The sequence below is a fragment of the Enterobacter cloacae complex sp. ECC445 genome, from assembly GCF_021892025.1.
Lineage (GTDB): Bacteria > Pseudomonadota > Gammaproteobacteria > Enterobacterales > Enterobacteriaceae > Enterobacter > Enterobacter chengduensis.
In genome coordinates this window covers 90393-116354 of sequence record NZ_JAKLRZ010000010.1, presented here as the reverse complement: position 1 = coordinate 116354, position 25962 = coordinate 90393, and the positions used below count along the sequence as shown (strand labels likewise).

The 25962-nt window shown below is 46.5% G+C and carries 22 protein-coding genes; 8 read left to right on the top strand and 14 right to left on the bottom strand.

What is annotated here, in order from left to right:
* Window positions 1-5 precede the first annotated feature (5 nt).
* Window positions 6-422, bottom strand: coding sequence for a translesion error-prone DNA polymerase V autoproteolytic subunit (gene umuD / locus L6R44_RS11325; RefSeq protein ID WP_237424264.1), 417 nt, complete (start codon window positions 420-422; stop codon window positions 6-8).
* A gap of 117 nt (window positions 423-539) precedes the next feature.
* Window positions 540-986: a hypothetical protein gene (locus tag L6R44_RS11320; RefSeq protein WP_237424263.1), complete on the bottom strand. Its 447-nt coding sequence runs from the start codon at window positions 984-986 to the stop codon at window positions 540-542.
* A gap of 204 nt (window positions 987-1190) precedes the next feature.
* On the opposite strand from L6R44_RS11320, the gene L6R44_RS11315 reads away from it, so the two are divergent.
* Together L6R44_RS11315 and L6R44_RS11310 are read left to right on the top strand one after the other, a co-directional pair.
* Window positions 1191-4541, top strand: coding sequence for a hypothetical protein (locus L6R44_RS11315; protein WP_237424262.1), 3351 nt, complete (start codon window positions 1191-1193; stop codon window positions 4539-4541).
* Window positions 4542-4705: 164 nt separating this feature from the next.
* A complete protein-coding gene (locus L6R44_RS11310) occupies window positions 4706-5011 on the top strand; it encodes a hypothetical protein (protein ID WP_237424261.1) in 306 nt (101 codons plus the stop codon).
* A gap of 111 nt (window positions 5012-5122) precedes the next feature.
* Here L6R44_RS11310 and L6R44_RS11305 read toward each other — a convergent pair whose 3' ends face one another.
* A complete protein-coding gene (locus L6R44_RS11305; protein ID WP_237424260.1) occupies window positions 5123-5794 on the bottom strand; it encodes a DUF6884 domain-containing protein in 672 nt (223 codons plus the stop codon).
* A 169-nt stretch (window positions 5795-5963) separates the two neighbouring features.
* Here L6R44_RS11305 and L6R44_RS11300 point away from each other — a divergent pair, with 169 nt between their 5' ends.
* The 6 genes from L6R44_RS11300 (at window position 5964) to L6R44_RS11275 (ending at window position 11707) form a co-directional block, all read left to right on the top strand.
* The gene (locus L6R44_RS11300) at window positions 5964-6494 is read left to right on the top strand and encodes a hypothetical protein (protein ID WP_237424259.1); all 531 of its coding nucleotides are present in this window, start codon (window positions 5964-5966) and stop codon (window positions 6492-6494) included.
* Window positions 6495-6626: 132 nt separating this feature from the next.
* Window positions 6627-7361, top strand: coding sequence for an HNH endonuclease (locus L6R44_RS11295; protein WP_237424258.1), 735 nt, complete (start codon window positions 6627-6629; stop codon window positions 7359-7361).
* Between the two features lie 95 nt (window positions 7362-7456).
* Window positions 7457-8356 carry an ImmA/IrrE family metallo-endopeptidase gene (locus L6R44_RS11290; protein WP_237424257.1) on the top strand — a complete coding sequence of 300 codons (900 nt, stop codon included), beginning with the start codon at window positions 7457-7459 and terminating at the stop codon, window positions 8354-8356.
* Between the two features lie 120 nt (window positions 8357-8476).
* Window positions 8477-8911, top strand: a complete 435-nt coding sequence (locus L6R44_RS11285) for a hypothetical protein (protein ID WP_237424256.1) — start codon at window positions 8477-8479, stop codon at window positions 8909-8911.
* A gap of 585 nt (window positions 8912-9496) precedes the next feature.
* Window positions 9497-10843, top strand: a complete 1347-nt coding sequence (locus tag L6R44_RS11280) for an ISNCY family transposase (RefSeq protein WP_237424288.1) — start codon at window positions 9497-9499, stop codon at window positions 10841-10843.
* Between the two features lie 60 nt (window positions 10844-10903).
* Window positions 10904-11707, top strand: a complete 804-nt coding sequence (locus L6R44_RS11275; RefSeq protein WP_237424255.1) for a hypothetical protein — start codon at window positions 10904-10906, stop codon at window positions 11705-11707.
* 69 nt (window positions 11708-11776) lie between these two features.
* On the opposite strand, the gene L6R44_RS11270 is transcribed toward L6R44_RS11275, so the two are convergent.
* The 11 genes from L6R44_RS11270 to tssF all read right to left on the bottom strand — a co-directional run bounded on the left by L6R44_RS11270 (window position 11777) and on the right by tssF (window position 25947).
* Entirely contained in the window at window positions 11777-14308 is a 2532-nt protein-coding gene (locus L6R44_RS11270) for a DEAD/DEAH box helicase family protein (RefSeq protein WP_237424254.1), read from the bottom strand.
* A 517-nt stretch (window positions 14309-14825) separates the two neighbouring features.
* The gene (locus tag L6R44_RS11265) at window positions 14826-16223 is read right to left on the bottom strand and encodes an RES domain-containing protein (RefSeq protein WP_237424253.1); all 1398 of its coding nucleotides are present in this window, start codon (window positions 16221-16223) and stop codon (window positions 14826-14828) included.
* Window positions 16224-16283: 60 nt separating this feature from the next.
* On the bottom strand, window positions 16284-16907 hold the full coding sequence (locus tag L6R44_RS11260) for a DUF2913 family protein (protein WP_237424252.1): 624 nt from the start codon (window positions 16905-16907) through the stop codon (window positions 16284-16286).
* Window positions 16908-16993: 86 nt separating this feature from the next.
* On the bottom strand, window positions 16994-18340 hold the full coding sequence (locus L6R44_RS11255) for a VasL domain-containing protein (protein WP_237424251.1): 1347 nt from the start codon (window positions 18338-18340) through the stop codon (window positions 16994-16996).
* A gap of 34 nt (window positions 18341-18374) precedes the next feature.
* Entirely contained in the window at window positions 18375-18824 is a 450-nt protein-coding gene (tssE, locus tag L6R44_RS11250) for a type VI secretion system baseplate subunit TssE (protein ID WP_237424250.1), read from the bottom strand.
* Window positions 18825-18870: 46 nt separating this feature from the next.
* Complete coding sequence (locus L6R44_RS11245) at window positions 18871-19233, bottom strand: DUF6201 family protein (protein WP_237424249.1); 363 nt, start codon at window positions 19231-19233, stop codon at window positions 18871-18873.
* Entirely contained in the window at window positions 19230-20096 is an 867-nt protein-coding gene (locus L6R44_RS11240) for a DUF6402 family protein (protein ID WP_237424248.1), read from the bottom strand. The genes L6R44_RS11245 and L6R44_RS11240 overlap by 4 nt, the downstream gene beginning before the upstream one ends.
* Window positions 20096-22567, bottom strand: a complete 2472-nt coding sequence (locus tag L6R44_RS11235) for a type VI secretion system Vgr family protein (protein ID WP_237424247.1) — start codon at window positions 22565-22567, stop codon at window positions 20096-20098. The genes L6R44_RS11240 and L6R44_RS11235 overlap by 1 nt, the downstream gene beginning before the upstream one ends.
* Window positions 22568-22571: 4 nt before the next feature.
* A complete protein-coding gene (gene tssJ / locus L6R44_RS11230; RefSeq protein ID WP_237424246.1) occupies window positions 22572-23096 on the bottom strand; it encodes a type VI secretion system lipoprotein TssJ in 525 nt (174 codons plus the stop codon).
* Between the two features lie 35 nt (window positions 23097-23131).
* Window positions 23132-24214, bottom strand: coding sequence for a type VI secretion system baseplate subunit TssG (tssG, locus tag L6R44_RS11225; protein ID WP_237424245.1), 1083 nt, complete (start codon window positions 24212-24214; stop codon window positions 23132-23134).
* Complete coding sequence (tssF, locus tag L6R44_RS11220; protein WP_237424244.1) at window positions 24178-25947, bottom strand: type VI secretion system baseplate subunit TssF; 1770 nt, start codon at window positions 25945-25947, stop codon at window positions 24178-24180. Before tssF ends, tssG begins: the two co-directional genes overlap by 37 nt.
* Window positions 25948-25962: the final 15 nt, after the last annotated feature.

The following is a 25962-nucleotide window of genomic DNA, read 5'->3' as shown; positions in this document are numbered from 1 at the left end:
ACATATCAGAACTGATTTACTGCAAAAGTGACCACCCCCCAGATCTCCAGCTCCTCCGGATTGACCCGTATTGGCAAAAAAGCCGGATTGCAGGGCATTAGCATGAGTTCCGGGTGCAGCTGAAGCATCTTGACGGTAAATTCACCGTCCACTAGCGCAATCACGATGGAGCCGTCGGTGGCAGTCAGTGAACGGTCGACAACCAGGATAGCTCCATCACAGATCCCGGCGTCTTTCATGGAATGACCATTGGCCCTAATGAAGAAAGTGCTAGGGCGATTTTTAACTACATGTTCATGAAGGTTAAGTTCATTGTCTTCGTGGCCTGCACAGGGGCTCATAACGCCGCAACTGATGAGGTCAGAGAAAAAAGGAGAGTGTAGCAGCGGAATGGCTGCGGGGATTTCAAAAGTAACTTTCATGATGCGACCCGGATTTATACTGGATATAAACACAGTATCGCCGCCATTCACGCAAAGATCAAACGCTCTAAGCTGTGTGAGGAAGCTCCAGCCTGGCTAAAACCGCGAGCCTTCATATTATTCAAGGCGATACGCGGAGGAGCTCCTTGGGATGTGAAGCCGGTCTGAATACCCCTCAGTAAGCACATTCAGCAGAGTCGGATCCATGGGTTTTGCCGGGAAGGGCTGTATTGCCTGGTATTGGTACCGCAACCGGAAAGAATTGCCGGAAAATATCCCATGTGGTGCCTGTGCGGCAACCTCATCACCCAGTTGCAGGTGCACCCACATCCTCAGGCGGTAGTCTAGGATATGCCCGTCCAGCACAATCCAGCAATGGGGAGAAAGCGCAAAGCCATTATCCAGTCCGCACACTTTTCCCAAGACACGCTGGTGGGGGATGTTCTCACGTAACAGGGCCAGGCTGACCATCATCGTGTGTCCATCGCATTCTAGAGGCGCGTCATCCACCAGCAGTAACGCCTGATGGAGTGTATTGAGATAAGAAGGCAGGTTTGTATCCATTAAATCGTCCGGGTAGAACGGCGGTTTCTGTCGTAAAACATCATATCAAGTTAATTAGGTAATTCTACCGAACCCATTTCGACGGGTCTGGCTTAGTTAGATAGTCCGCACATTTCCGTCAGGCTGTTTTTCAGTGTCACGGGGTTATTAGGTGTTCAGACTAAGTTGGTATGCTATGACCAAATCGAGGCAGGTAAGGAATAAATGATGGGTGAGTTGATCATCAAAAATAGCGTAGAGCGTATTGAGCGCTTTCAGTCTCTGGCCTCTGGGGAGTTCTGGTCTGCTTTAGTGGATATCCCTGAAGAAGGCATAAGTGCCGGTGACACCCTGCTTATCGTATCGTTACGCTACGTAGAGAATGAACTACATACGGTGATCCTTCGCTCCCATCCCCGTGTTTATGGCAAAACCATTGCTGTTCAGATGACTAATAGCCAGGGTGAGGTTCACGAGCGTGGGAAGACGATGACAGAACATCGCTTCCTGAGGCAGGATTTTCTCAACCGCTTCCAGTTTCAGCCAGAGCATAAGCAGATCCGTGCTGCCGAGCTGCGGCATGTTCAGGAGGAGGTGGCCAGGCTTCAGTCTGAACTCACCGGACTTGTCAGCAACCCGCAAGCCCTCAGAAGTCTCGCTCTTGAGCAATTCGAAGAGGAAAAGTGTAAGGCGGATTCCTCTGATCAGCGTGGTGGAACTCTGGCCCTTCCGGCTCAGCAACAGACGATTGCCTCCCTTGCCGTGGGCAGCGTCCAAAATGCGCTGTCATCGGATTTAACTGAGGCGCGTATCGATGAGATCCGAAACGCCGCCAGGCAGGAAGGTCGGGTGAACGAAATTATCAGCCAGACTATCTCCGCAAGATCGAATGACATCACCAGAGCCATTCAACGGATGACGCCGTATTTTGAAGAACAGGGCGCGGCGATGATTGCGACGTCTGAAGCCTCACGGGAGCATGTGAAAAAAATTCAGGATGGTGTTGGGAGTCTGGAGCTCTACGTTGGCAAGGATGTTGAGGTAGTGACGATTTGCGAGGGGGAGTCAGCCCCGGAAAACATTCCACTTCAGATTGTTCAGGCAAAGCTCATGGTCGATGAGGAACTGGCCGTGTGGACCGATCTGAACCAATGGTTTGATTTCTCAGACATGGACAGATTCCATCAGACACTGAAAGCGCATCCTTCGCTGGTGGACCAGATTTTCCCGTCTGAACGCGCCATTGTCTGTATGGCCACAACACGCCGGTACATTGACTACCGTGACCCTTGGGAAAACCGGGAGCGCAACGCGCAGAACAAAGTGGTGTTCCTGCTGGTAAGGGATGGACAAAACGTTTATCAGGTCTTTTCTTCTGTCGAAAGCCACCTGGGTGCCAACCAGCTGTTTCCTTCCGAAAGTGAGCAACAAGCCCATTTCAAGGGGATGGATGGCAGCACCATCAAATTCGAAGATGTCAGTTACACGGACCGGCTCAAGGCGCATGACCTGATGGCTCTGCATTACCGCCGCTTTTTAATCCTCATCTGCGGGCTGGATCACCGGCTGAAGCTCTTTGGTGCTTTCTACGACAAACACACACCCTTCAGCTTCCTGAGCCTCGAATTTCAGGAACAGTTCATGACCTTCCTGCATGACAGTGACGGCAGCGGATTACTGGCTGCACCTGAGCTTCGCCCATCGCTTAGCGAGTTCGTAGATCGTGCCAATTCTGCGTTACAGTCCGGATCACGGGTGCTTTGCGCCTGGCGGGAACTGATTTCTCCTCGCACGGCGCCAGGCGCTGCACAGGAAGACCGCGATTATAACAGCAGCTACCGGGGCTGGAGCTGGAAAGCGAGCCCGCTCAAAGATTATGAGATTGTCATTGCCAGTAGCCAGGGCGAAGACCTTATCGTGAATGCGCTGTGCGAAAGGCATTCCACAGGTAAAAAAATCAGCTGTAAGGTCAATGTGTCGAAGTTCCAGGTCAGGGATACCATGGGATACCTGTGCATGGATACCATTCTGCCAGAAGACCTTGAGTGGTATATCCGCCGCCGGAAGTTTCGCAACAACCATATTTACTACATCCGGATGTTTAAGATGGCGCTGGAATTTATCCGGCAGGAACGCCTGGAAGAACAGGCCTATCGTATTGAGCTGAATCAGGCATTGGTCGATGGCCATATTGGTACACCGGAAAGCCGCCCGGGGATCATTGATAAATGCATCATCACATTCCGGGCCAATAATCGTGGTGAGCCGCTCTCTATTGCCATGGCGACCCAAAAGGGCAGGGAAGGGCTGCTGAATCAACTCTATCAGCTTGGCGGGGCCGGAAGAAGCCAATTACCGGCGGTGAAGGCCTTCATTGAACAGAAGGGGTTAACGCTTATTCGTCTATCGGTAAATGCCACGGGTAAACTGCTGGCTTACGCCACACCAGCTGCCTATGAATGTGATAACCGACTGGAGGCCCATGCCTGGGTACACAAGCTAACGTTGGCATCCAGCACCAAAGGGGTTATTCGGCAGGCTAATAAGGACTGGGTCAAACTGAACCCAATCACGCCGTCTGAAAATACTCTGTTTGAAGAGCCGCTGCTGGTGGCGGAATGGGCAGGTAAAAAAACCGCATTTTCAAGTTATCAGGAAAAGCAGCGCCTGTTTGACCTTTGCAGCCGGGGTCCAGAATTACTCCGCCAGTTCGTGGACATGAAGAACCCTGAAACCTTTCTCCAGATGATGTCTCAATGGCTTGTGGCTTATGAGGAAATTAATGAGACCGGATCAACCGTTGAAAACCCAGCAATGATGGTGCCGGTTGCGGTAGAGCGTGTTAAAGGGAAGGCACAATTGGTGTATCTCGGGACCAAAAGTCCTGAAGTGTGGTTTATGCATCATGCCCCGAATGAGCAGATGCGGGAGATGTTTACCGAAGAATACATTGAGTTCTACGAAAATGCGGAATCAATGCGAACCCGGCTGTTGGCGAAATTAGAGGCTGGAGTGTCGCCCGGGTTGAGTTTTTACACAAAAACAGAAGGCGAAATTCAGGAGTCAGTCTTTGATGGCAACCGTAAATCCGGTTATAGCCTCTGGTCTACCGGTAACCTTACTGAATTGCCGACACTGCTGAACGATCAATGGATCTACCTAGTGTCTGGTTTCGACCGAAATGGCCAGCTATATTTGACGCCATCATTCATTGATGACGAGGGTACCGTCATGATTGACGAAGCCATCGAGTATCCACGGCCAGCGGGATTATCACCTGTTACCGTCTGGGAATTTGAGCGCGACCATTTCGCGAAAACGGCGGTGGATCGTGATGGAAAGCCGGTAATGCTGACGCACTGGTACGATATCGCCCCTGAAAAACTGACGGTACAAGATGTCTTAGGGGGGATCTCCCCGGCAGATTTTGTAGTGCGGACGTACCGAATGGACTCAGAAGAGCAGGCAATGAAGAATTTCAGCCGGGGGTCGGGCCGACTGCGGTACGCATCGGAAAACGAGAAATGGCCGCAGCCGCCGGAGGGGGTTACGCGGATCGTTAAACGCGCCTGGTGACTTGTCTGTCCCGATTGCGACACAATAGCTCTAAAGCCACTCAGGCCCGCTGAATACATTTTGAAATGTGAGAAGTGTGGTGAAGAATATCTGATGAATAAACAACAAAAATCTGGTGCCGTGAAGTAAGAACGGTGGAACAGAGAAACAGTGAGGTGACAAGCATGAAAGAACTGATTTCGGTAGCGCAAGCAGCTTTGGACTATATCGACGCCTTACCCAGTGACGTAGTGGCAAAACTCCCTGCGATGCCAGGTTTTGATCGCGATTGGGCAACGAATGTTATTGCCGACGCAATTGTCGAAAGTAACGAGAACCATGAGCTGGTGAAATCTAAGGTAATTACATTGCCTGAGACCGATTTCTTTAATGGTCAGGACAACACGAATGAGGCGTATTTCCTCGCCGATGATATCAGAGAATTACTTCGCTCTAATGGCATCGAATTTAGTGAATGCGAATTCCCTTAAGAAGTATGTTGCCCCTGCGATAGACCGCGAGAAAAGTTACTTTACCCTACGGCCCTCCAGCCGGTGATCGGGATTTCCTGCAAGGCGCCAAATACTGTTAACCTAAGCGCCTTATTCGATTTTCATTTGCTCGTAGAGTGTTGAAACAAGATGTTTTGCATGTTTGATATTGAGAGTCGTCATGTTTGCACCCAGCTCGCCCATCATGGACTGATTTGCACATTTCACATACGGCAGTAGGTTACCGGCATAGGCTTTAGTTGTGGCAATAGTAACCTGTGTAAACGGATCTGATAGCTTATTGATACCTTCAAGCAGGTCCCGCTCTATCGCTTTCAGATAGAGGGGGGATGCAGCCAGAACAAACCGATCCGCGCTGTGGATACCGAGAAGTTCAGAAAGCGAACTAATGTGGCCTGGCAAAATCGGTTCACGAATGTGCAGTGCCCATACGTCTGACGAGTTGTGGGGCATGAATGAGAAGCTTGCTTCATAGGGCATTGTGGGATCGGAACTATGACGAAGTCCGAGACCTGCGGAAATAACCCAAAGCGATACATTCGGAAAGTGATTGCTTATTTCTAACGCAGTTTTCCAGTGTGCACCTCGATACAAATTTTTTGCTTCAGTAATGTCTTTACGTAACTGATACCGGTGTCTGACCATCAATGACCATTCTGAAAATGCCTGATGGATATCAGTAATATCACTTGGAAAAATAGAGTCTTTCACGTCGCCATTTTTACTTTTCGCACATGTTGTTATTAAATGAATATTACTCATACTAACTCCATTAAACTACACACACGTTTTATTAAATACGTTGTAAGATATTTAAAATTTGGTGTGCAGGCATTGTTTGGGATTCATTTGATTATGCTAGCATAACTATTACGGAGAGAGTATAAGCCAAAATAAAAATCAAACAATGCAAAACGCAGGAGTAAGTATTATGGATTTAATTGACAAAGAGATCAGTAAAATTACGATGGAAGGATTTGGCTGGAACTTAGACGAGTTTAACCATGCAACACCTGTAACATCACATTTCGTGTATTTCAGAGATTGGTGTTTTAAAAAGACATGGCTTGTGTCGTTAGCTCAAAATGATTTTAATAACACAAAAATCACGACTGCGGTAAATTTTGGAGATGTGGTTGCGGGTGTTGCTACAATCATCAATAAAATTGTAAGAGGTCAGACGTTAAGTCCTGAAGAAAATGAAGCATATGCTCCGCTGTTGACCAACTACATTAAGCAGACTCAGAGCTATCAAGCATGGCGACGCCAGTTTTCTTCTGACCAACGATTGCATTTTATCATTAATGTTTATGCTGATTCGAAAATCAAAAAAAATGCAGTGAAGTTACGACCATTTATTATTAATTCGTATGAGATCATGCTAAGGTCGGAAGAGGTTGAGGAGTACACAGCACAGGTCCAGCGGGTCGATAAACAAAAGCATCCCGAATGGTTCCGTTAAGAAGAGTTGACGTATTCACCATTAAGAACTATCGCCAGCAAGAGTTCGATGCTAAAAATAATACTCAGATCCGGTTCAAAATGACGATAGAGTAGGGGGCTTCTTGCTCCCTAAATGATAGACGAGGTAAAAATGAGTTTGCCAATTCCCCAAAAAGGGTTACGTATATACGACCTACTAAAAATGGCAGGTATGTCTTTATCTCGTTGGCCTCACGCAAATTCCCCATATCTCAATCAGTGCTGGGCATGGCTGGAAGGTGATGTTGCTGTTGTTAACGTATGGATGGATAACATTCGTCATCCGACAGAACTGAAGGCTCATTATTCAACCAGCTACCAAGCTCGCGGACAGAACCATAAGGGTCATAGAACTGATGAGATATACAAAGAAATAATTCGAAAGGGTTTACGAGTCCACGTTATTTTAAAAGAGCGTACGACAAGTAAACGCATTCTGGATACCGAATTATGGTGTGCAACTTATGATGAGAGTACTGGAGTCCTGACACTCGTACGCGGTGAGGCAAATCAATACGAAGATCAACATGGTGATTTTAGTGTTGAAACAGAGGAGATACATTATGAAGTATCACGCAGGAGTAGGTCCCTTCGCCTTAGGGCATTAGAGAGAAGTCGGGGAATTTGTGAGTATTGTGGCGAACTTGGATTTCGAACTCCTAAGGGGACAGTATTTGCTGAAGTGCATCATATCCAGCCTTTGAAAGAAGATGGACCCGACAGCTTAGATAATCTTGTCGTGCTTTGTCCCAATGATCACCGGCGAGCGCATCATTCGACAGAACGAGATAAAATGAAGATATTATTTTTAAAGTTGAGAGAAAGTGACCGGTATCTGGGTAGATAGATACTCTGAGAGCGAAAAATTTGAGTGGATGTTACTATCAACGGTATCATTTGGCCGCGAATAACAAAAGTTAATTTTTACTAAAGGATTGAGAAATGGCTAGGTATTACTACGAGGATGTATTCAGAAAAGCTATAGCAGATCTTGAATCATTTTATAAAGAGGAATATGGATTCTCTGTCAAAGTTAATTATTCTGATAATTTGTGGCAACATGCTTCAATTGTTGGAAGGAATGAAAATTCAACCATTAGGTTTTCTCAAGATTGTTGTGTTCGGGAAGTAACAGATTCAACAGAGTTATTTGTGGCATTATTAATCGTATGCCATGAACTTGCCCATTATTTAAATCATCATAACTATTATAAATCAATAAATGATGAAGATAATCGAATTATAGAGGCATGGGCAGATAATTTCGGATCAAAACTTTTCATGGTACTTATAACATATGGCAGTAATATTAAACGTATGTGTGAAATGTTTTCTGTGCCGAGCGATTCGGGTGATAGGGTAAACTTAATTGGGTCTGCATTTAAAAAACTCTGCAATATGTTTTATAAGAATGAAAGCAAGAAGTACCATTATCGTATTGAAAGGATGATGCATATTTGCGCAGGAATTAGTAGTTTTCTTCAGTTTTATTGGGGGAAATTAGATCTTCAGTTAACTTGTGATATTTATCTAAGACTTTACAAGCATTCGGGAATGTATGACTTAATTGAAACTGACTTTAACTCATTCCCAATAAGCAATGATGATTTTGATAAAGTAGTTGACATACACCTTCCTCTTCATAACGGTAATCCTGCGATTACTTTGGGTCTTAAGAAAAGATATAGAAAATATATTGACACGTCATTCGTTGAGAATATTTCTGTAGCCAATTTTTATAGGGATGCATTCTCGTTTAGTGCCCAGGCTCAACTGAAAACTGGTGAATACCCCGAAGAGTTTAAAAAAATGATGATTGATAAGCTAGAAAGGAAAAATTAGTGAACTGTTGTAACTCAGCCGGGAAAGAGGACGGTATAAATTTGGCTGTATATGTGCGCCGACAAAATTTAACATAATCCTCGTTATTTTATTAAAGAGTAATAATAAAGGAGTCACCATATGAATAAACTAGATTTAGCAACCATAAAAAGGTTAAATTCCCTAATAGTTGGTATTTGGGTGGTGTGTCTACCTCTAATCATCTTGCTCTTAATCCCTGGCTTTATACAACCTGATGTTAATAATGGTTATTATCTGGGGTTTTTGTTCATTTCAGTAATGTTGACGCCAATATTAAGGGTGGGCACACTAAAGGAGAGCAAAAACGAATTTCGAAAATTTCTTATAAAAGTATTTTTGGGGTATGCGGTAGCTGTGGTTATTGTTATTTTGATTCCTTACATAATCGAGACTTCACTCACTCGCCATCAGATAGGTGAGATTACTATTTTAATGCTCTTGGTTATTGCTGCGGTTGTTTTTTTATTTTTCTTGGTTGTGCTTATCTCTGGGATGTTTGGATTATTTGCACGAGAAAATAAAAAAGATTTGTAATATAATTTATTGGTACATATAAATTATATTGTAAAGTAGATGCTTACCCTCTCAATTGAGAGGGCAATGATATGGCTGGTTGGTGGATGACAATAAGGTTAACTACAGGTACTTTCGGAATGAGCGCCGGGGCTGCTCTCTGGCGGGATAACAAGGGACGTTTCTTTTAACAGTAACCCAGCGGCTTTCTCATAATTTCAATCTTCAATACTAAAATCTGCCCACATGCCCACATGCCCACATGCCCACGGCATCGGGCAGAGTGTTTGGACATTTTCTGCAAGCTGTACATCCGATGTAGTAAAACGAGATTTAACGGGGAAGGAACTAACGTGCGAGCACAGTATTGAGACTTAATCATCATCGTAAGTCCACAACTAAACTTTAGCATCTGACTGATTCATCGCGTACTGTGGGCGGTTATGAACTTATTTACCACAGTAGGTGATTTAACATAATCCTGATTATACGCACTTATAATGTTATAACCATTTAGTAATGTCACTTTTTATCCAGATAGAAACGTCACCTTAGAGTAAGCTAAACTGAATGCAATTCTAAGGGACTCAACGGATGTTGGTGACCATGTCAGATAAAGAGATCCACCGTTTGCCGGTGATACAGGCTGTTTGTGAAAAGCGTCTACGTCGCCGCGATGCAGCGTCACAGCTTGGCATCTCAGAACGTCAGGCGCAACGGCTTATCAATCGTTACCGTGTTTCTGGTGCTGAAGGACTTGTCAGCCGTAAACGCGGCCAACCCAGCAACCGCCGGTTGACTGAATCTCTCAAACTACGCGTGCTCAAACTGATACGTGAAAACTACAGCGATTTTGGACCCACGCTGGCCGCTGAAAAACTCAGAGAGCGCCATGATATCCGGCTTTCAATCGAGACCGTCCGCAACTGGATGACGTCTGACGGACTCTGGGTTCCGCATGCTCGTCGCAAGTCACGGGTTTATCAACCCCGACATCGGCGTGATTGCTTGGGTGAACTTATCCAGATCGACGGCTCCCACCATGACTGGTTTGAAGGCCGTGCGCCAAAATGCTGCCTTCTGGTATTTATCGATGATGCCACCGGCCGTCTGATGCATCTGCGGTTCAGCGAGTCAGAAACAGCCTTTGACTACATGCTGGCAACCCGTGAATACATTGAGCAGCATGGGAAGCCGGTATCGCTGTACAGTGACAAACACGCAATATTTCGCGTCAGTGGTCCGGAGAACCGCAATACCACCGTTACCCAGTTCGGACGTGTCCTCTATGACTTGGCCATCGAGCTAATTTGTGCCAACAGCTCTGAAGCTAAAGGCCGCGTGGAACGTGCGAATCAGACACTTCAGGATCGGCTGATCAAAGAAATGCGTCTGGAAGGCATTACCGGCATTGAAGCCGCGAATGCCTGGCTTGCCACTTTCATCGCTGACTTTAACCGCCGGTTTTCACGACCGGCAAGGTTTCCGAAAGATTTGCATCGTCCTGTGCAGGAAAGCCCCGATGAATTAAGAGACATCTTTGCCTGGCATGATGTTCGTACCGTGTCGAAATCACTGACATTCCAGTACGATAAGATCCTTTATCTCATGGACCCAACAGAAGAAAATAGCCGTCTTGCCGGTGAAAAAATTAAAGTACTGGATTATCCCGATGGCACCCTCGCCTTCCACTATGGACATCGGAGCCTTAAGTGCCAGGCATTTGATAAGCTGGCCTGTGTCGACCAGGGGCAGATTGTCGATAACAAACGTCTCGGAACTGTACTCAGACTGGCTCAGGTAAAACAGGATGAGCGGGAAAGCGAAGGCAAACGGGAGCGAAGCAAAAAATCGCCCAGCCGTAAGGCTCAGTTGCGTGTCCAGGAACAGCTCCGGGCTATCAATCCCGTTCTGGCAGACCCGAGCTTGTTTGTGGCAAGTTCAAAGCGGTAGAATCGACCATCAGTGCTGCAAAGTACCGGGTAACGGTAAGCACCCAAAAGGATACTTGAGATGATTAAATTCCCGACTAAAAAGCGCGTTGATTTATATAAAAATGCTGTCAGTTCTGAGCAATTACAGTTGGATCTGGCTGCGGCTCAGGAGTTTATGTTCGATGCCTGGGAAACTGATGACCTGGACGTTGTGCTGAAACTCATCAGAAAAGCTATCAAGAAATCCCCACTCTGTGCTGACGCATACTCATTCTACTGCGAGATATCTGAAGACCCCCCTGAGTCAAAAATCGGTAATCTGGAAACGGCTTTGTACGCAGCCAGCATTGCTCTTGGCGAGGATTTTCAGGAGTTCGCTGGACGTTTCTGGGGATTTGTCGAAACTCGGCCATATATGAGAGCAAAAGGAGCTTTGGCTGAGGCATTATGGGAGTCAGGTAACTTCTACCCAGCTATGGCTCACTGCCGCGAAATGCTTAAACTCAACCCGAACGATAACCAGGGGATCCGTCATTTATTAACTGGCTATTATCTCGAACTGGAAATGGTGGACGAGCTGACCTTACTACTGGATGATTATTCAGAAGATGTGCGCCCGTATCTTCAGTATACACGCGCCCTTCTGGCCTACAGACAGTCATCCCCTGATGCCGGTGATATCGCTAGAATTGCGATTGATTCTAATGGACACATCCCCAGCTTGTTATCGAAGCGCAGATTGCAACCAAAGTCTAACAGCGGGTATATCACGTTAGGTGAAATGGATGAAGCAATTGATTATATAAACCATAATATTAAACCTTGGGTCAGAACACCTAATGCTATTGAATGGGTCATGAATATTTCCTCGGCCAATAAATAATCAGAAAGTATCCGATGGTTTGAAATTCGGCAGATGTTTTTGTTAATCAACATCTGCCGGAGCTAAAAATTATTTTTTTGCCTTGATTATTGATTCTGTGTAAATAGAAGTTAGACTTTCAATATCTAAATTATGTGGCCTAATAAACCTGTGGATAATGGTCTCATCCAACGATTGCAAGTCATAATCTTTGAACTCTTTGAAAAAAGATCTTACATTATCTTTTAATAGTTTAAGTTTTGATTTTCGCATAACAAATATTTCATCATTGAAATCACCCTGATATGAAAGTGTTCTTGTATTTATTATTATGATTTTTTTGCACTTTGCATTGCCGTATTCGTCTGCGAACCAGCCACAGTGGTTATTCATCTGACCAGCTTCTGTTTTATTAATTTCAGCTCGGTTTTCATCAACTTCATTTTTACACTCAAAGAGGAAATACTGTCCATCTACATCCCCCCAAAGATTATCAGGTCCCTTTTTGATTTCCTTATCCGGTCGTTGGCAAACAAATCCAATAGAGGACCCCAAGTTATGCATAGCATCTTCAAATTTGTCAGATTGAACACCAAAGGAAATGTTTTGCAAAATGCTATCAACGGATATCATAAGAGATTGATAATCAGTATGTGCGCTAACCCATTTATTTATTCTATTTACCCTAGTAGCATTTATATTGTCAATTTTTTTATATACAACTCCGTCTTTAGGTTTGAGGAGATTACAGTTTCGCTGGAATGCTGATTTTTGAATTTTATTAGATTCAATTTTACTTATGTTATATTTATACCTCGCTTGAAGTTGAAGATACCAGCCTTTCTCCATTTCATCCTCAACATGTCTATCACAAATATCTTGCAATACATCACATGCTTTGTCTAAATCACCTTTTATAAATAAATTTTCAGCTTTGTATTCTAGTGAAATTAGATCATAAAGATTATCTTTTCTATCGCGAATATCAATTTCATTCATGCTTTCAACATAGTACTCCTTCCAACCTTCATCACGTTGCAAAGATTTATTAATTAATCCGGCGAATAACTTATCAGCTTCTGCACCTTCATCAATTTCATCTTTAGCAAAACCTACAATTTGACTTCCTATTTCAATTTGCATTCTGGTTTGAGGAGAGAAATATTTTGTAGTCAATGGGCTTTTTAAGAATTGAACAAGATCGCCACCGGTGATTATAATAACGCTATAATCCTTTTCGCCCCTCACGCTCCGGCCTAACCCTTGTTCAACACGCTGGGCTGTTTTTACATTAATGATATCACTGCTTGGCCTGCATTCCTCTTCATATCTATCTGTTAAAGTTTCAGAGTATGGCTTAGAGTCAATAATTAAAATACGACATGAATTATCAGGTAAGTCTATGCCATCGTAGCGGTTAGCAAAGACCATAGAATTGGAAAATACACCTCTTTTTAACTGTTCAATGCAGTCGTAAATTGTTTCTGTAGTTGCTACTGTAGCCCCAATTCGCTGGAATTGTTTTATATTAGCAAAGCTAGGTGCTAAACATACTGTTCCAAATGCTCGTTTGTCATATGGACGAAGCAACCAGTTTATTATTTTCTCACGGTCTAATGTTTCATCAATTAATGATGGTATTAGAATCATTTTTTCTCCTGACCAGACAAGATCAGGATTTACCAAAGGTTTTTTAACTGCTTCGACGTTAAAACCTAATCCTTTGATAAAAAATGAATCATCTTGCGTAGTAGCGGACATAAGGAAGCGATGGTTAGCCTTACTGAAGCTACCAAAGGAATCTATTAGTGAAAAAATTGGTGAAATTTCTAAATATTCACCAGATAGAAATGCTTGGCAGTTGTGTATTTCGTTTTTTATTAAAGGCCAAATAAAAGACACTCTTTTATCTTCAATGTTTTTAATTAATTCTTGCGCCACTAACTCTTTTTTATCAATCCATGACCAATATGGTATTGGAAGCAATGTGTTATTTCCAACTCCATTTTCCATTTCTAAATAACTACCTTCACCTTGTTCGCGTAGTTCATCAGAGAAAATATTTAACATTGATTTGTAAAGAGCGCTTTCATTATCTACTTTAATAGTAAAGCTGTTCTTAATTGAGTCGATGCATGCTTGTGAGTCATCTAAAATGATTGAATTAACATGAATTGATTTGCTGCCTAAGCCAAAAGCAGTTTTTCCATTGAATAATTTTTGAACGTGAGTAATTAGTATTTTTCTCCCGGCAAGAAAATCATCCGGTATCATTTTACTATGATCAATTATACAATAAGGGATGCCAAATTTTTCTGCATCTTTGACTGCTTGTTTTGCTAAATAAATATTAGGGCAAACATACAAGCAAGGGCTATTGGTTTCATTGATTTTAGACTGTAAAATTAGCAATCCAATTAATGTTTTACCTTCCCCTGTGTGTAGCTTAATTATATTATCCCTTTCGTCACGCCTACTGTTAAACCATTGTTCGAGAATACTTTTTTGGGAAGGACGTAATGGGCCAGCTTCGCTACGTCTATCTAATGACTCATATATTTCAACTGGGTTTATTCTCTTTGGGAGTTCTTTTTTCTTAAGTTTATTTGTGAAATCTATCATTTCTCATTCCATTTGTTCGTTCGGAAGATAAGTAAAAACTCTAATCCTACTAATGTATTGAAAGTTAGCCGGTTAGGCAATGATCCATGCCTCAGAACTTCACACTAATCCAGTCATGAAACAGCCACCGATTGAGATCACATCTACAAAATCTCCCAAGAATGTTTTTGGCAGGGGTGCCGGTGCTCTTGATAGAGGTGTAATCAACTATCGTTTCAGCATTCTGACTAGATTTATGGGTGTAACTAAGGAACAACTTAGTGCAGAAACGAGGGGGAACGAATGCATTCAAATACAGGATCTCGATTGTGAGACACTTCTATCTTGCAGATCAAGGTGACACTTTAAAACTGCATTGACAAAGTTGTTGATTTGTAAGGGGTTTATGATTTGTGGTGCGCACTGATTAATGTGCGTTACGAGGTTGCAGTATTGAACCTACAACCTCATTTTGAAAACGTAAGAGCCGCGACTGGTGCAGAGTTGTTGCAATTTACGGTCTACTAGAACTTCGTTGTTAGAATGGGTCTATTTCCTCTGGGGGCTGGCTTTCTGTACGTCTTTTTACCGATTCTCCCTGAGTAATATTTTTCATGGATTTTTGAAAAAGAACACCATCAATTTTATAATATTTCAATTCTGAAACTATAAGCTCAAGCGTTTTGCTATTATTCATAAATGATGAGTGTGACCATACATGTTGAGACACAGGACTAGCTTCGACCAACTGAATTGTTGGATTAAAGAAATCCCTGTCATCGTCCAGATTCTCCATCAGACTAACCTTATAAGCCCTCTCATTTCGGCCAGAATACATTACACCTGAGGATTTGTTAAATAGCACCACATTATAGCCATTTTTTTTGGAAACTCTCCGCCGACTCACGGATGAATCTTTTTTTACCTGTGTGGAGCGGAAACTAATTCCATCTAGATTATATTCCTTCGAAACACTCAAATATTCGGCGATAACTTGTGTGATTAAGTATCCTTTGTCCTGATTATCAAAAACGGGTAACGTCAGTTTGTGAGAAAATGTTTTCAGGAAGGCAGTATTTTCCAGACTTTTGATTGTCTCAGGGTTGAAGACGCTTTCTTGACTAAATATCAACGCATCTAATGCAGATAGATCTAAAATCCTTAAGGATTTACGCGGAGAAAATGGAGCCACGATGACATGAGCCCCTACCGGTGGACGGATCTCAGCAATAGCTATTTCTGGGGTGGTCGCACCATAAAACACTGCTATACCATGAGCGTTCATGCGACCTGAACGGGCTAGAGCTGAAGGTGGCGGACCGAAATTTCGTTCAGGATGTCGTAATTCTCTTTCTACCGAATGTAGACTTTCAAAGTATCTAGCTCTATAGAGTCTGAAATCTGCATCAATTGTCTTAATTGGTGTTTCTGATTGGTCAGTTCGGAATTTATCTAAATCCGAAAACAAATCGTCAAGAAAAAACTTCACAGATTGATTAAAGTAACGAGTTTCACTATTTAGGGAGGTTTTCATATTCTCCCATGCTTGATTTACTCGCTGAGATGAAAATTGGCGACGACCATATACAAACTCTTCGTCATAGACTAATCCATCATCCGGATAACGTGGATTATGCTGTTCACAGAGTTCTTGGTAAATATCATCTGCAACATTTTCCTCAACGCCTAATTCATTTTGGATTACATCACTCGCTGAATCTCCTACATCCCTTTCGTTATAATAATACGCATTTTCAGGAATGTAGTAGTTATTAAACACTTGATGCATTAAATCGGCGACTTCATATATTGGAATGTTTTTTCTTTTTCGCTCGCAATAGCTGCATGGAACCGCTGCTGTGCCTTGAGCTTTAATCACCGACTTAACATATTTCTCTCCCACACACTGATGGCAGATTACCGTTTCGCCTTGCATATTCATCCTGAGTGTTTCTCTCACCTGATACGCCTACTTTGCTTCATAAAAGTGAGATTTTCAATATTTCTCGATGGCGGACATGTCGTCTGGTTGTAGAAGAAGGATCGTGTAGCCCATGTTCACAGACTGCTTAAGAGTCTTGAGCCCGCACTGCATTAGTAATGGAAATATTCCGTCAGGAATCCCAGTAAGGCGCACCTCAAGAGGGTGCATAAGCTCTCCAGCCTCTGTAAATGAACGATGAAGTTGTGATTTTTGCGTATATACAGCAGATACTTCAGTACTGCATTTCCAACCCTCCTGCCACTCGGTATCAGATAATAGGTGATCTTGCCAGCCCATTGAGCGCAGGGTGTCGATCATGCAAGTAAACCGAAACAGTGTGCTCTGGCTGGCTAACTCACCAGAGCTGGCTAACCAGATATATTCAACCTTACTGTAAAGCCGTGCAGCTGGTCCTTTCTGTTTTCCTTGTGCCTGTAACCATATAATGTCAGGTGCCAAAGATTTAGGAAAAAGCTTGCGCTTTTGAGCGGTTGAAAGCCACTGCATTATGAACATGTGTGTTTGAAGAGGCGTGAGAGATTTTCCCTCTTTCCGTGCAAGCTTTACCGCTACGATGATGCACCAGGCAAGATGAGCCAGTTCAGTGTCAGGGCGCTTAGTAGTTAGCTCAGTCAATCCTTTCTCCACGACTGTTAGGGGAAAATTTAAGGGCCGGAGATTATCACGAAATGTGCGACGAGCGAATAGTCGATAATCGTCATCTAATCTGAGTTTTTCGATTTAACGATCATGTAGGAATTGTTGAGTTGCTTGAGCTGTAGGTCTGCCCTGTTGAGCAGATCTCTGGATAGCGGTTGGTCTTGCGGGAATGCCTGGATTTGCCGGATTAACTCTTCAACCGGTACGGCATTATTGAATGCCTGTGAAATTGAGAACACTGCTGTTTTAAGCTCGCTGACAGTCATATATTTCCCGTTCTTCTCATCAAGCTGATTGAGTCGGTTCTGAAGTCTGTTGAGCTCAGTCATTCCCTGATTCCACCCATTGATGTTGGCGTCTGGCAACGAGTTGGCTTTGAGCCTTGACTGCCAGTCTGCTGACATCTCCTGTGCAAGTTTGGTGTTGGGATAAAGATGACGGGTTTGCTCAACCAACTGAGAGCCGTACTGCAACGGCCAGTATGGTGGAAGCATGCTTAATTCGTTCAATCGGGCGTTTACTTTTTCCGCGTAGGTATCACTGGATTTAAGCCACGTCGGAGCGGCCTGGCGTAGCTGATCGACATCCGGAAAAGGCATGCTGGTTGGTAAAGCTGCTAGAGAGTTGTTTACCGCATCTTCTCCGGGGTGATTGAATAATTTTGGTATGAAAGTAAAGGCGGCTATGCTCAGTGCGCCAGCGGTAAAAATGCCGCCGATGAAAGCCGTGACTGGGCTGATTCTGGAGGCTGACTTTCTAGTTACTTCAACTTCAATCGTTGGATCTGAATTAACTACATACACCCAGCGCTGACTATTTTGTTTTCCGGCCCTTACCGGCAGCACACTGTCTGTTAAATTATTCTCTATCTGGCTTGGGACGTGTTCACTATTTTCCAGCTTTACGGTGGCGTTATGCAGCATTTGACGGAGAGTATCAACTCCGCTTGCATTGTGAAGCTCAAGCCGTTGCAGAGCCTCTCCTGTTGAGCTCAAAAGTCTTATCCCTTGGTTCAGGCTCGGCAAATCTGACCTCTGGAGTGATAAGGTCCGGAAAAGCTGCTGAAGTCGTTTACTCAGGCTGCTGAGTATTTCAATTCGGGCATGTGCAGAAGCGGGCCACATTGATGACCATTGATAGCGGATCAGAGCATCCAGAATCGCTAAACCTTCATTGAAGCCCTGTATACCCGCCTGTTGTGCCCTTGCCAGCGTATACCAAGCCGCCGTCTGAAGCTCGACACCATTGGCATCGAATAGGTTTAACGCCAGTTTTTCAACATGCCCCCAGTCCACATCCGGGCGGGCCGGATGGGACAGTTTTGCCAATTCCTCACGCAATGCTGAGTAATCGGGCAATGTACGGGGATCGCTCCCGGTTTTAAGGTGGTGTTCGCTTGAATGGGGCATTGTGAAATCCGTATCGAAGGAAGATATGAGTGGTTTAGATAAACTGGTTGTTTTCAAGATACTGCTGTTGTTTCAGGTGTCTGATCATCACTTTTCCCTCTGGCATAAACTCAGTGCCATACCGGATAAGTCCAATACCTCTCAGTTCCGCATCAATAGCGTAACGCAGTTCACCAGGCACTTGCTGTTCGAGTAAAGTGACATGGAGGGACTGCAACCTGGGTTCATACTTGAGCAGGACACCGGACAGCGTATCGATCAGCTCGTGGGCTGTCCCGGGCATGCCTTGCAGAATTTTGGTCATATCCGGCAGACCATAATCTGGTAGATGGGAAATGGTACCGGCCCGGGCGTTCAATATACGCTGGATGTTATCCAGTACTGATAAAATGACCTGGTCGTCTTCGTTTACAACTTCAAGGGGAAGATCCCCTGTAAAGTTGCCAGTAAGTATTTCGTATAGAGACGGTGATTTATATCTCATGCTTATGGGGTTTCCAAATATTTTACGCTAGTCCGCCTTAAAAAGGTTATTTATTTAACTCGACGGAGTCGTAACCGTTTTGTCCAGGGTAGAAAAGATAATGTTTTTCATTATAAACATATTCTATACTATCAGAAGCCCCCAAGTCTGAGGTACCATAAAACATTGATGGCTTAAATATAACACGCTGATCTTCACCATAGAGAATAAAATAGTAGTTTTCGTTTTGTAGGAACTTGTAAAGTGAATACGGTGATATGATTTTTGTTCTATACACTACCGCTGTATATTTTTTATCAGGGCTGATATGCGAGAAAGCTGCATCACGATCACTAACAAACAATGTTGATGGCAAAAATACCCATATCATAAACAGGATAGCGATAATAATTAAAGCTTTCAATCTCATAATTTTATCACCTTTTTGTGAGGTAATGGCTCAGTCCAGTACACGTCTGAGAAAACAATGTAGTCTCCTCCAGCGTTATGTTTTTCCTGCCATTTTCGGAAATCTTCATTAAACACCGGAACAAATCCTGAAAATTGGCGGGCCAAACGCCCCCAGAACTCTGATAAATAAGATGATATATATACAGATGATTCCGCTTTACTTAGAATTCGGTCTTTACTCCAAATACCTAAAGGTTCAGGGTATCCATCATCAATAAAGTCGTAAGTATCTTTTAAATAATAGCCAACCGATTCAACAATAAAAAACACACCTTCTTTACGGCTTTCAGTAGTTCCACGAACGCAGACTTTTAAGTTGGCATTTCCTATAGCTCCATACCACTCATTAACAGTATCTGTTTTTTTTCCTATTAATGTCACATTGACTTGCGCTGTGTCTTCCAGTTCTCTGATGTCATCAGAGTAACCAATTGATACATTGCTTTTTAGATAATCACCTTTTTGGGAAAGCCTCTTTTTTAGTAATTCTCTACCTTTTGGGCTATCCCATGTGCCGCTTAAATATTCTATTCCTTTAATTACTTGTTCAAACTGAATAGCCCAAGCCATTTTTACAATGTCACAATTAACTATGCCATCAGGAATATCCAGTGCCTTCCCATTCTGATATTGGTCTTTAGTCTTTATGGTAAATGCTAACGCTGGTTTTGTATTAAACCAATGCCTCATTAATTTTGCAGCCACCGGCCATTTCATTTTATCCATGGCATCCGGGATCATATCGATATGAAAAAATTCCACTTCGACCTTTTGTTCCTGCTTTTCTTTATCGTCAGATGTTGTCGTCGTTGCCTGAGCCATTAACGTGTCCCTGCCCTTATCTGGAAGACATAATCGAGCGCTACCGGCTCCTCTGTATCCGAACTCACAGCATTCGTCAGTGAAGAATCTGTGGTTGCCTGTATCGCGCCAGTGGATGTACTGAGCTGATATGCAAACTCCATATCTTCAGTTCCTGTTAAGGAATCTATGACCCTGAAACATGCGGTATTCGGACCACATGATAAATTTGGTAATGGAGCGGGCATTTCAACCGGTCCCTGATCCAGGGTATTGCTTCCTGCTGCCATTGTCCGCTTCACTTTGCGCATATACGATGCTGTCGTACCGTACTCGACCTTTCCTGCTTCAAGACGCAGGTAGCTGCCCCCGCCGATCAGCGTGATACGTTTTTTCCCGGCAAACGAAATGTTACTCGCCGAGCTCAGCGTCAACTTCTTCTCTGCAAACAACCGCATGCTGGCGTTTTGCGCCTGGACATCTACCGGCCCTTCTCCGGACTTCAGGCTCAGTTGGCCCGTTCGGGCAAACAGACCCAGCTTCTCCCCGGCCAGCGTGGTCATGTAGCCCATTGCTCCAATGCTGATATCGCCCCCAGCGTTTACTGCCACGTTTTGGGCTGCGGCCAGCTGCATATCTTCGCCGCTGGTCAGGGCCATGCCCTCCGGCGCCGAGAAGAGCACTGTCTCGTTAAGTGGCTTCAGGCGTTGCTCAAACATCTGTACCTGGCTGTCGACGTCTGCTTTTAGTGCCTGCGCTTTTTCGGCGGCTATTTCCAGCTGTTGCAGATGTTGATTGAGCTGTTCGATTTCCTTCAGTGCGGCATCCATGTCCAGCGCTTCGCCCTGCGCTTTAGGCTGCGCATCCGCGCTGACAAACAGCCCTTTCCCGGCTCGCAGCGTTCCCCACTCGTCGGTACGCAATTCTGAGCCCCTGCCGCGAGACTCTCCCTTGTTGTCCACAAGATGTCCGCTGTTGAGCTGCGTCTTGCCGTATTCGGTGGCGAGTTTGATGTGCTCCTCGCCGCGTTTGTCTTCCATCCGCAGTTTTGAGTTAGCGGGCGTCCTGAGGATATTTCGGGTGTGATTGTCCTGGTTTACGTGATCCGGATGTTCAGAATCGTGCAGAGCGTACGCGATGTACGGCAGGTCAATATCGCCATTGCTGTACGCAATGGCCACTTCCGTTCCGTCGATGAGCGGCGTGTGCCAGCCCAGCGTTTCACCGGCAACCGGCTTCGCCATCCGCAGCCACAAATACCCAAAGCCCGGCTCTGTTCCTTCGCGGTCGAAGTCCAGTTTTACCCGGTAGCGCCCCTGGTCATCCAGATGCGCGTACAGGTCGTTCTTTTCCCGACTCTCGACGCGTGCCGGAAGCGTGCCCGGGATTTCCGGCCGCGGGACTTCTACAGGACGGAAACAGTAGCGTTCGGTGTAAGGCATGCCCCAGACCGACACATGTAAACGGGAGTCGCGGGCGCCCCGGAACGTCACCAGCGTCATAATGACTCCGTCCTTCAGCGCAGTGATGTCATTGCCCTGAGGCTCCAGCACCTGCCCGGGAGAGAGGTGTGCCGCATTGCTGAACAGGTGAATACGGGCAGTCTTGTTCAGCTCACGCTCATGGTGGAGTCGGGCGTAGAATGCTCCGCTTTCGGTGACCGGCTCCGGGTCCGTATCGTCACCCGCTTCGCGATACGGCGCGGCGTAACGGTAATGCTCCCCGGTCGTCACCGCGTCATTGCGTACACTGACGGTGGTATCCATCGGTGCGGAGGCGGTGCGATAGTTGTAGTCGCGGGTCCTGACGGTGCCGGTGGCAAGGTTATGCCAGGTTCGCACATCCCATACTGACTCCGCTGCACCGTCGAACAGGCCTGATGGCTCGCTGTAGGGCAGATTCACGTCAAACTGATAGTTCAGCTGGCTGTCGGCAAAGATAAACGTGTCCAGCTCGCGGGTGTTGTCCATTTCCGTGCGCCAGTAAATACCCACCTCAGACAGAATGCGCTGGATGAACTGCAAATCCGTTTCCCGCCACTGGGTAATCAGCTCACGCGACGGATAACTGCGTTCCAGACGAAATTCAAAATCCGGGCCTTCCAGGCCATGTTTACGCAGAACCTGCTCTACCACCTCCGGGACGGACTGATTCTGGTAGATGGCGCATTGCCGGGTGTATCCCAGAAGCGTCAGACGGGAGCTGAGCGTGGCCCGGTAATGTGACTGATCCTTTGAGGTGGAAAGCCATTCCAGGCGGGTAATAATACCGTGGACATTTTTACCGCTCCGCATCCGGAAAGAGGCATATTTCATCAGGACCTGTTCGGGGGGAATGTTCGCCTGTTGGGTGGTGAACTCAATGTCCCATTTAAACGGTTCGCTCAGTGCTTCCCTGCCCCGGAATCGCAGAACATCCGGTTTTACCTGGCTGTCGTTGATATCCAGAAAATAGCGGGTCTGCCCGTCAAAAAGCGCCAGCCAGTTATCCATTATGTTACTCCTTTACCGGCACAAGGCTGAGCCAGCCGTCACCCAGCTCGATGGTCCGGGGTTTGTCCGGATCGAGGTTGTCACGGGTCAGTACCAGACGCCAGCGGTTATTTTTCTGATCGGGACGATTAAACAGTCCCACCACCGCCACGAACTGTGCATCTTCATCCATGGGCATATTCAAAGACACGCTGCCTTTGGGCATCACCAGTATTGCCTTTGAGGCCAGGACATCGTCTTTCAGCACGGTATCGGCATTGCGAAGCAGTGTCTGGTAATCGGCGGCATCAACCGCTTTACGATCTTTGAGCTGATAGACCCGCACCATTGTTGCCAGCGGCGTTTGAGATCCATCGGCGTTAATGGCCGTACGCGGTGCAAAATCCAGATGCAGCGTTTTGATTTTCTTGTAGAAGATGGATTTCGTGATGCTGACCGTACCGTCCTTGACGGTCTGCGTCAGACCGCAGCCTGCGAGCAAACCACAGGCAATAAGCGTCAGTGCCCACCAGCGGGTTACTGTTGCCATTCAAAAGTTCCTTTATTGAGAGAGGGAATACGTGATTAGTCGAAGCGGTAATGTCCGTCTTCTGCGGGTTGCAGTGCGGAATAGTGAAGCCCTTCATAGCAACCCAGGCTGACGGTCAGGCTCTCCCGGTTATTGCTGAGTTTGCCTTCTTTCAGACCCAGTAAACCGGTTCTGCCCAGCTGTATACGCCGACCCTTGCCCAGGCGAGGCTCCGGGAGCAATCTCACTGGCACGGTCAGACGCAGACGTGCATCACTGCGGTAGCCGAGATAAACACGGATTAAAACCAGCAGATCGGTATGCAGGATCCCGCCGGGTAACCACCCTTCCGCCTCGTCCGGATCTTCCGTTTCCAGCGTCACCAGCACCCGGCTGCACGCCTCTTTGGCCGTTTTGCCCAGCGTGGCACGCTGCGACAGACGGATGCGGTTTTTAGCCCCCAATCCACTGCGATTATCGATATGGACCTTAACCGGGTCGGGTTCGGTAATATTTGCCCGGGTATTCGGTGCCAGCAGGCTCACTAGGGCCCGAATGCCTTCTGCATTGCGGGTGGGCAACCGCATCGTACCGAGCAACGCCAGAAATCGGGACACCGGCGTAGCCACTTGTTCCGCCGTACCCGGAATACCGAGTCCCACCAGTCCCAGCAGACACTGTGATGTGGCATCGCGGCCACCGGCCTCGAAGGTCGCCGGGTACGCGTATTTTCGCCAGATCCGGTAATATTGCGTGGTGATGCGGTGGCTGAAAATATCCAGAAACGAGGTGACAGCCTCATGCCCTTCACGGCGCTGCGCAATATCATCCAGGTACATCGTCGGCAGTGGCGAATCCACGCCATACATACCGAGGAATGTGGTGCGGACGGTCGGCGGCAGTTCCGGATGGTCTTCATCGGTTTCAACCGCTTTCAGGGTGCTGACCGGAAAACCCATACCAGGCCAGGGCCTGAAGCGCACAGGATCGTTGCCCGGGTGGCTGGTGGTACCCAGTTTAGGGGCGTCCGGATCCTCCTGCTCAAGCAGCTGGCAGAAACGGTAGAAGTTGGCCCGCCAGATGTCCTTATTGAGGGCTAACGTCAGCCCGGTATGTGCTGGCTGTGATTCTCGCGCCATCTCAGTCGTTTCCCTGTCGGTTGCAGCACCAGCGTGAGCTGGTTGAAAAGGTGAATATCCGCATAGAGCGCAAAGAAGCGATGTAACATCTCTCCGAAGAGATTCACATCCCCCTCACCTGCAAAATTATCCATATTCAACGTGACCTCGATGTCCACGCCCCGGAGCATAAAACCTTTTTCAAAGCGGCGGATCAGGGTGTGCTTCACCGCCACAATCGCCTCAAGTCGGCGACGGTTCATCTCGTCATCGGTCCAGTCGTACAGCGCCAGCGTCCCCCGGAGGACTTCAGGGTTGTCCATCATGCTGAGGAAGTTTGATCCCAGATGACTCATGACACGCCAGTGGAAGCGGTCGTTTGCCGGGGGATACAGTGGCATGGTGGGGGCCGAAAGGTTCAGGACCCTGACGGGCACCTTGCCTGCTTTTACGGCCCTGTCCAGCAGGGTGCTTTCCAGCGCCTTACGCGGGAGTTGTCCGTTGGTGCCGGTAATGCGCATCGACAGCGATTCGGGCTTCTCAGACAGTTGTTCCAGCTCGAAGGAGCGACCTCCGAGTATGAGCCAGGTGTCATACAGTCCTGACGGACCCCGCTTCACGCGGGTATGGAAATAACGCTCAGGCGCATCGTGGCGCATCATGCCGCCCCGGTGGCGGAAACTGGTGAATGGCACGTAAGGGTGCTTGCCATTTTTTACCGCACCATGGATGTTATCGACGCTGTAAATCTCGGTATGGCCATCCTGAAGACGCAGCGGCCTGAGCAGGTATTCATTTTCCAGCGGGTCAAGCGTCAGCGGGTCGGCTTCCAGGGTGAAGAGATTAATGACCGACGCACAGTGCAAGCGGAAGTTTTCTGTCTCGAAAGGCAGATCAGATGACCAGGCTTCACTGAGCACGATGTCGATTTCAAACCAGGTGCTGGCCGCAGTGAGCCCGATGATGTCCAGACCGCGCAGCTCAACAAACATAAACTTCGGACGGAAACTGAAATATTCCAGCAGCAGCTGATAACCACTGAAAGCGGTGTCGGCTTTCTTCCAGAGACCGTCATTGTCATCAAAGCCCATGGGTTTGCACCAGCCATCAAACTGATGACGTTCGGTGTGGGTTCCGGCGTGACGGGCATACATCGCGTGTACCCGTCGGGTCATCGCCAGATGCAACGCGGAACTGACGGGGCTTTCTGCATTGAGGAAGATGGCGACTTTGTCGATCCCGGCTTTGCTCCAGTCCACTTTTTCCGGGCATTCAAAACGCAGACGAATGGCTGAGCGGCCGTCGGTTTCCGTGTGCAGGCGTGCATCCGCAAGGTGCAGAGGTTGTAACGGCACATCACGTGTCGTCCGGTACTGGCATGCTGTCTTTTGCGGTCCGACAGGGCGTGACAGAACTGAAAAGCCTTCTGGCAGCATTTCAGACTGACGCAGACTGCGCCAGTCAGGCGAAAACTCAACGATGGCAAGCGAAGGAATGGTTCGCATATAGTGTGGCCACAGCAGGCTCACCAGGCCTTCGGTCAGCTCCGGCAGGTCGTCATCGAGCTTTTCGCGCAAACGCCCCATCAGGAAGGCAAAGCCTTCGAAAAGACGTTCCACGTAAGGATCACGCGCCCCGGGTTTATCCAGATTCAGCATTGCGGCCCGATCCGGATAAGCCCGTGCAAATTCTTTACCCGCCTCACGCAGGTAGCGCATCTCTGCTTCGTAATACCGCAGGGCCAAATTATCCATGCACAACATTCCTGA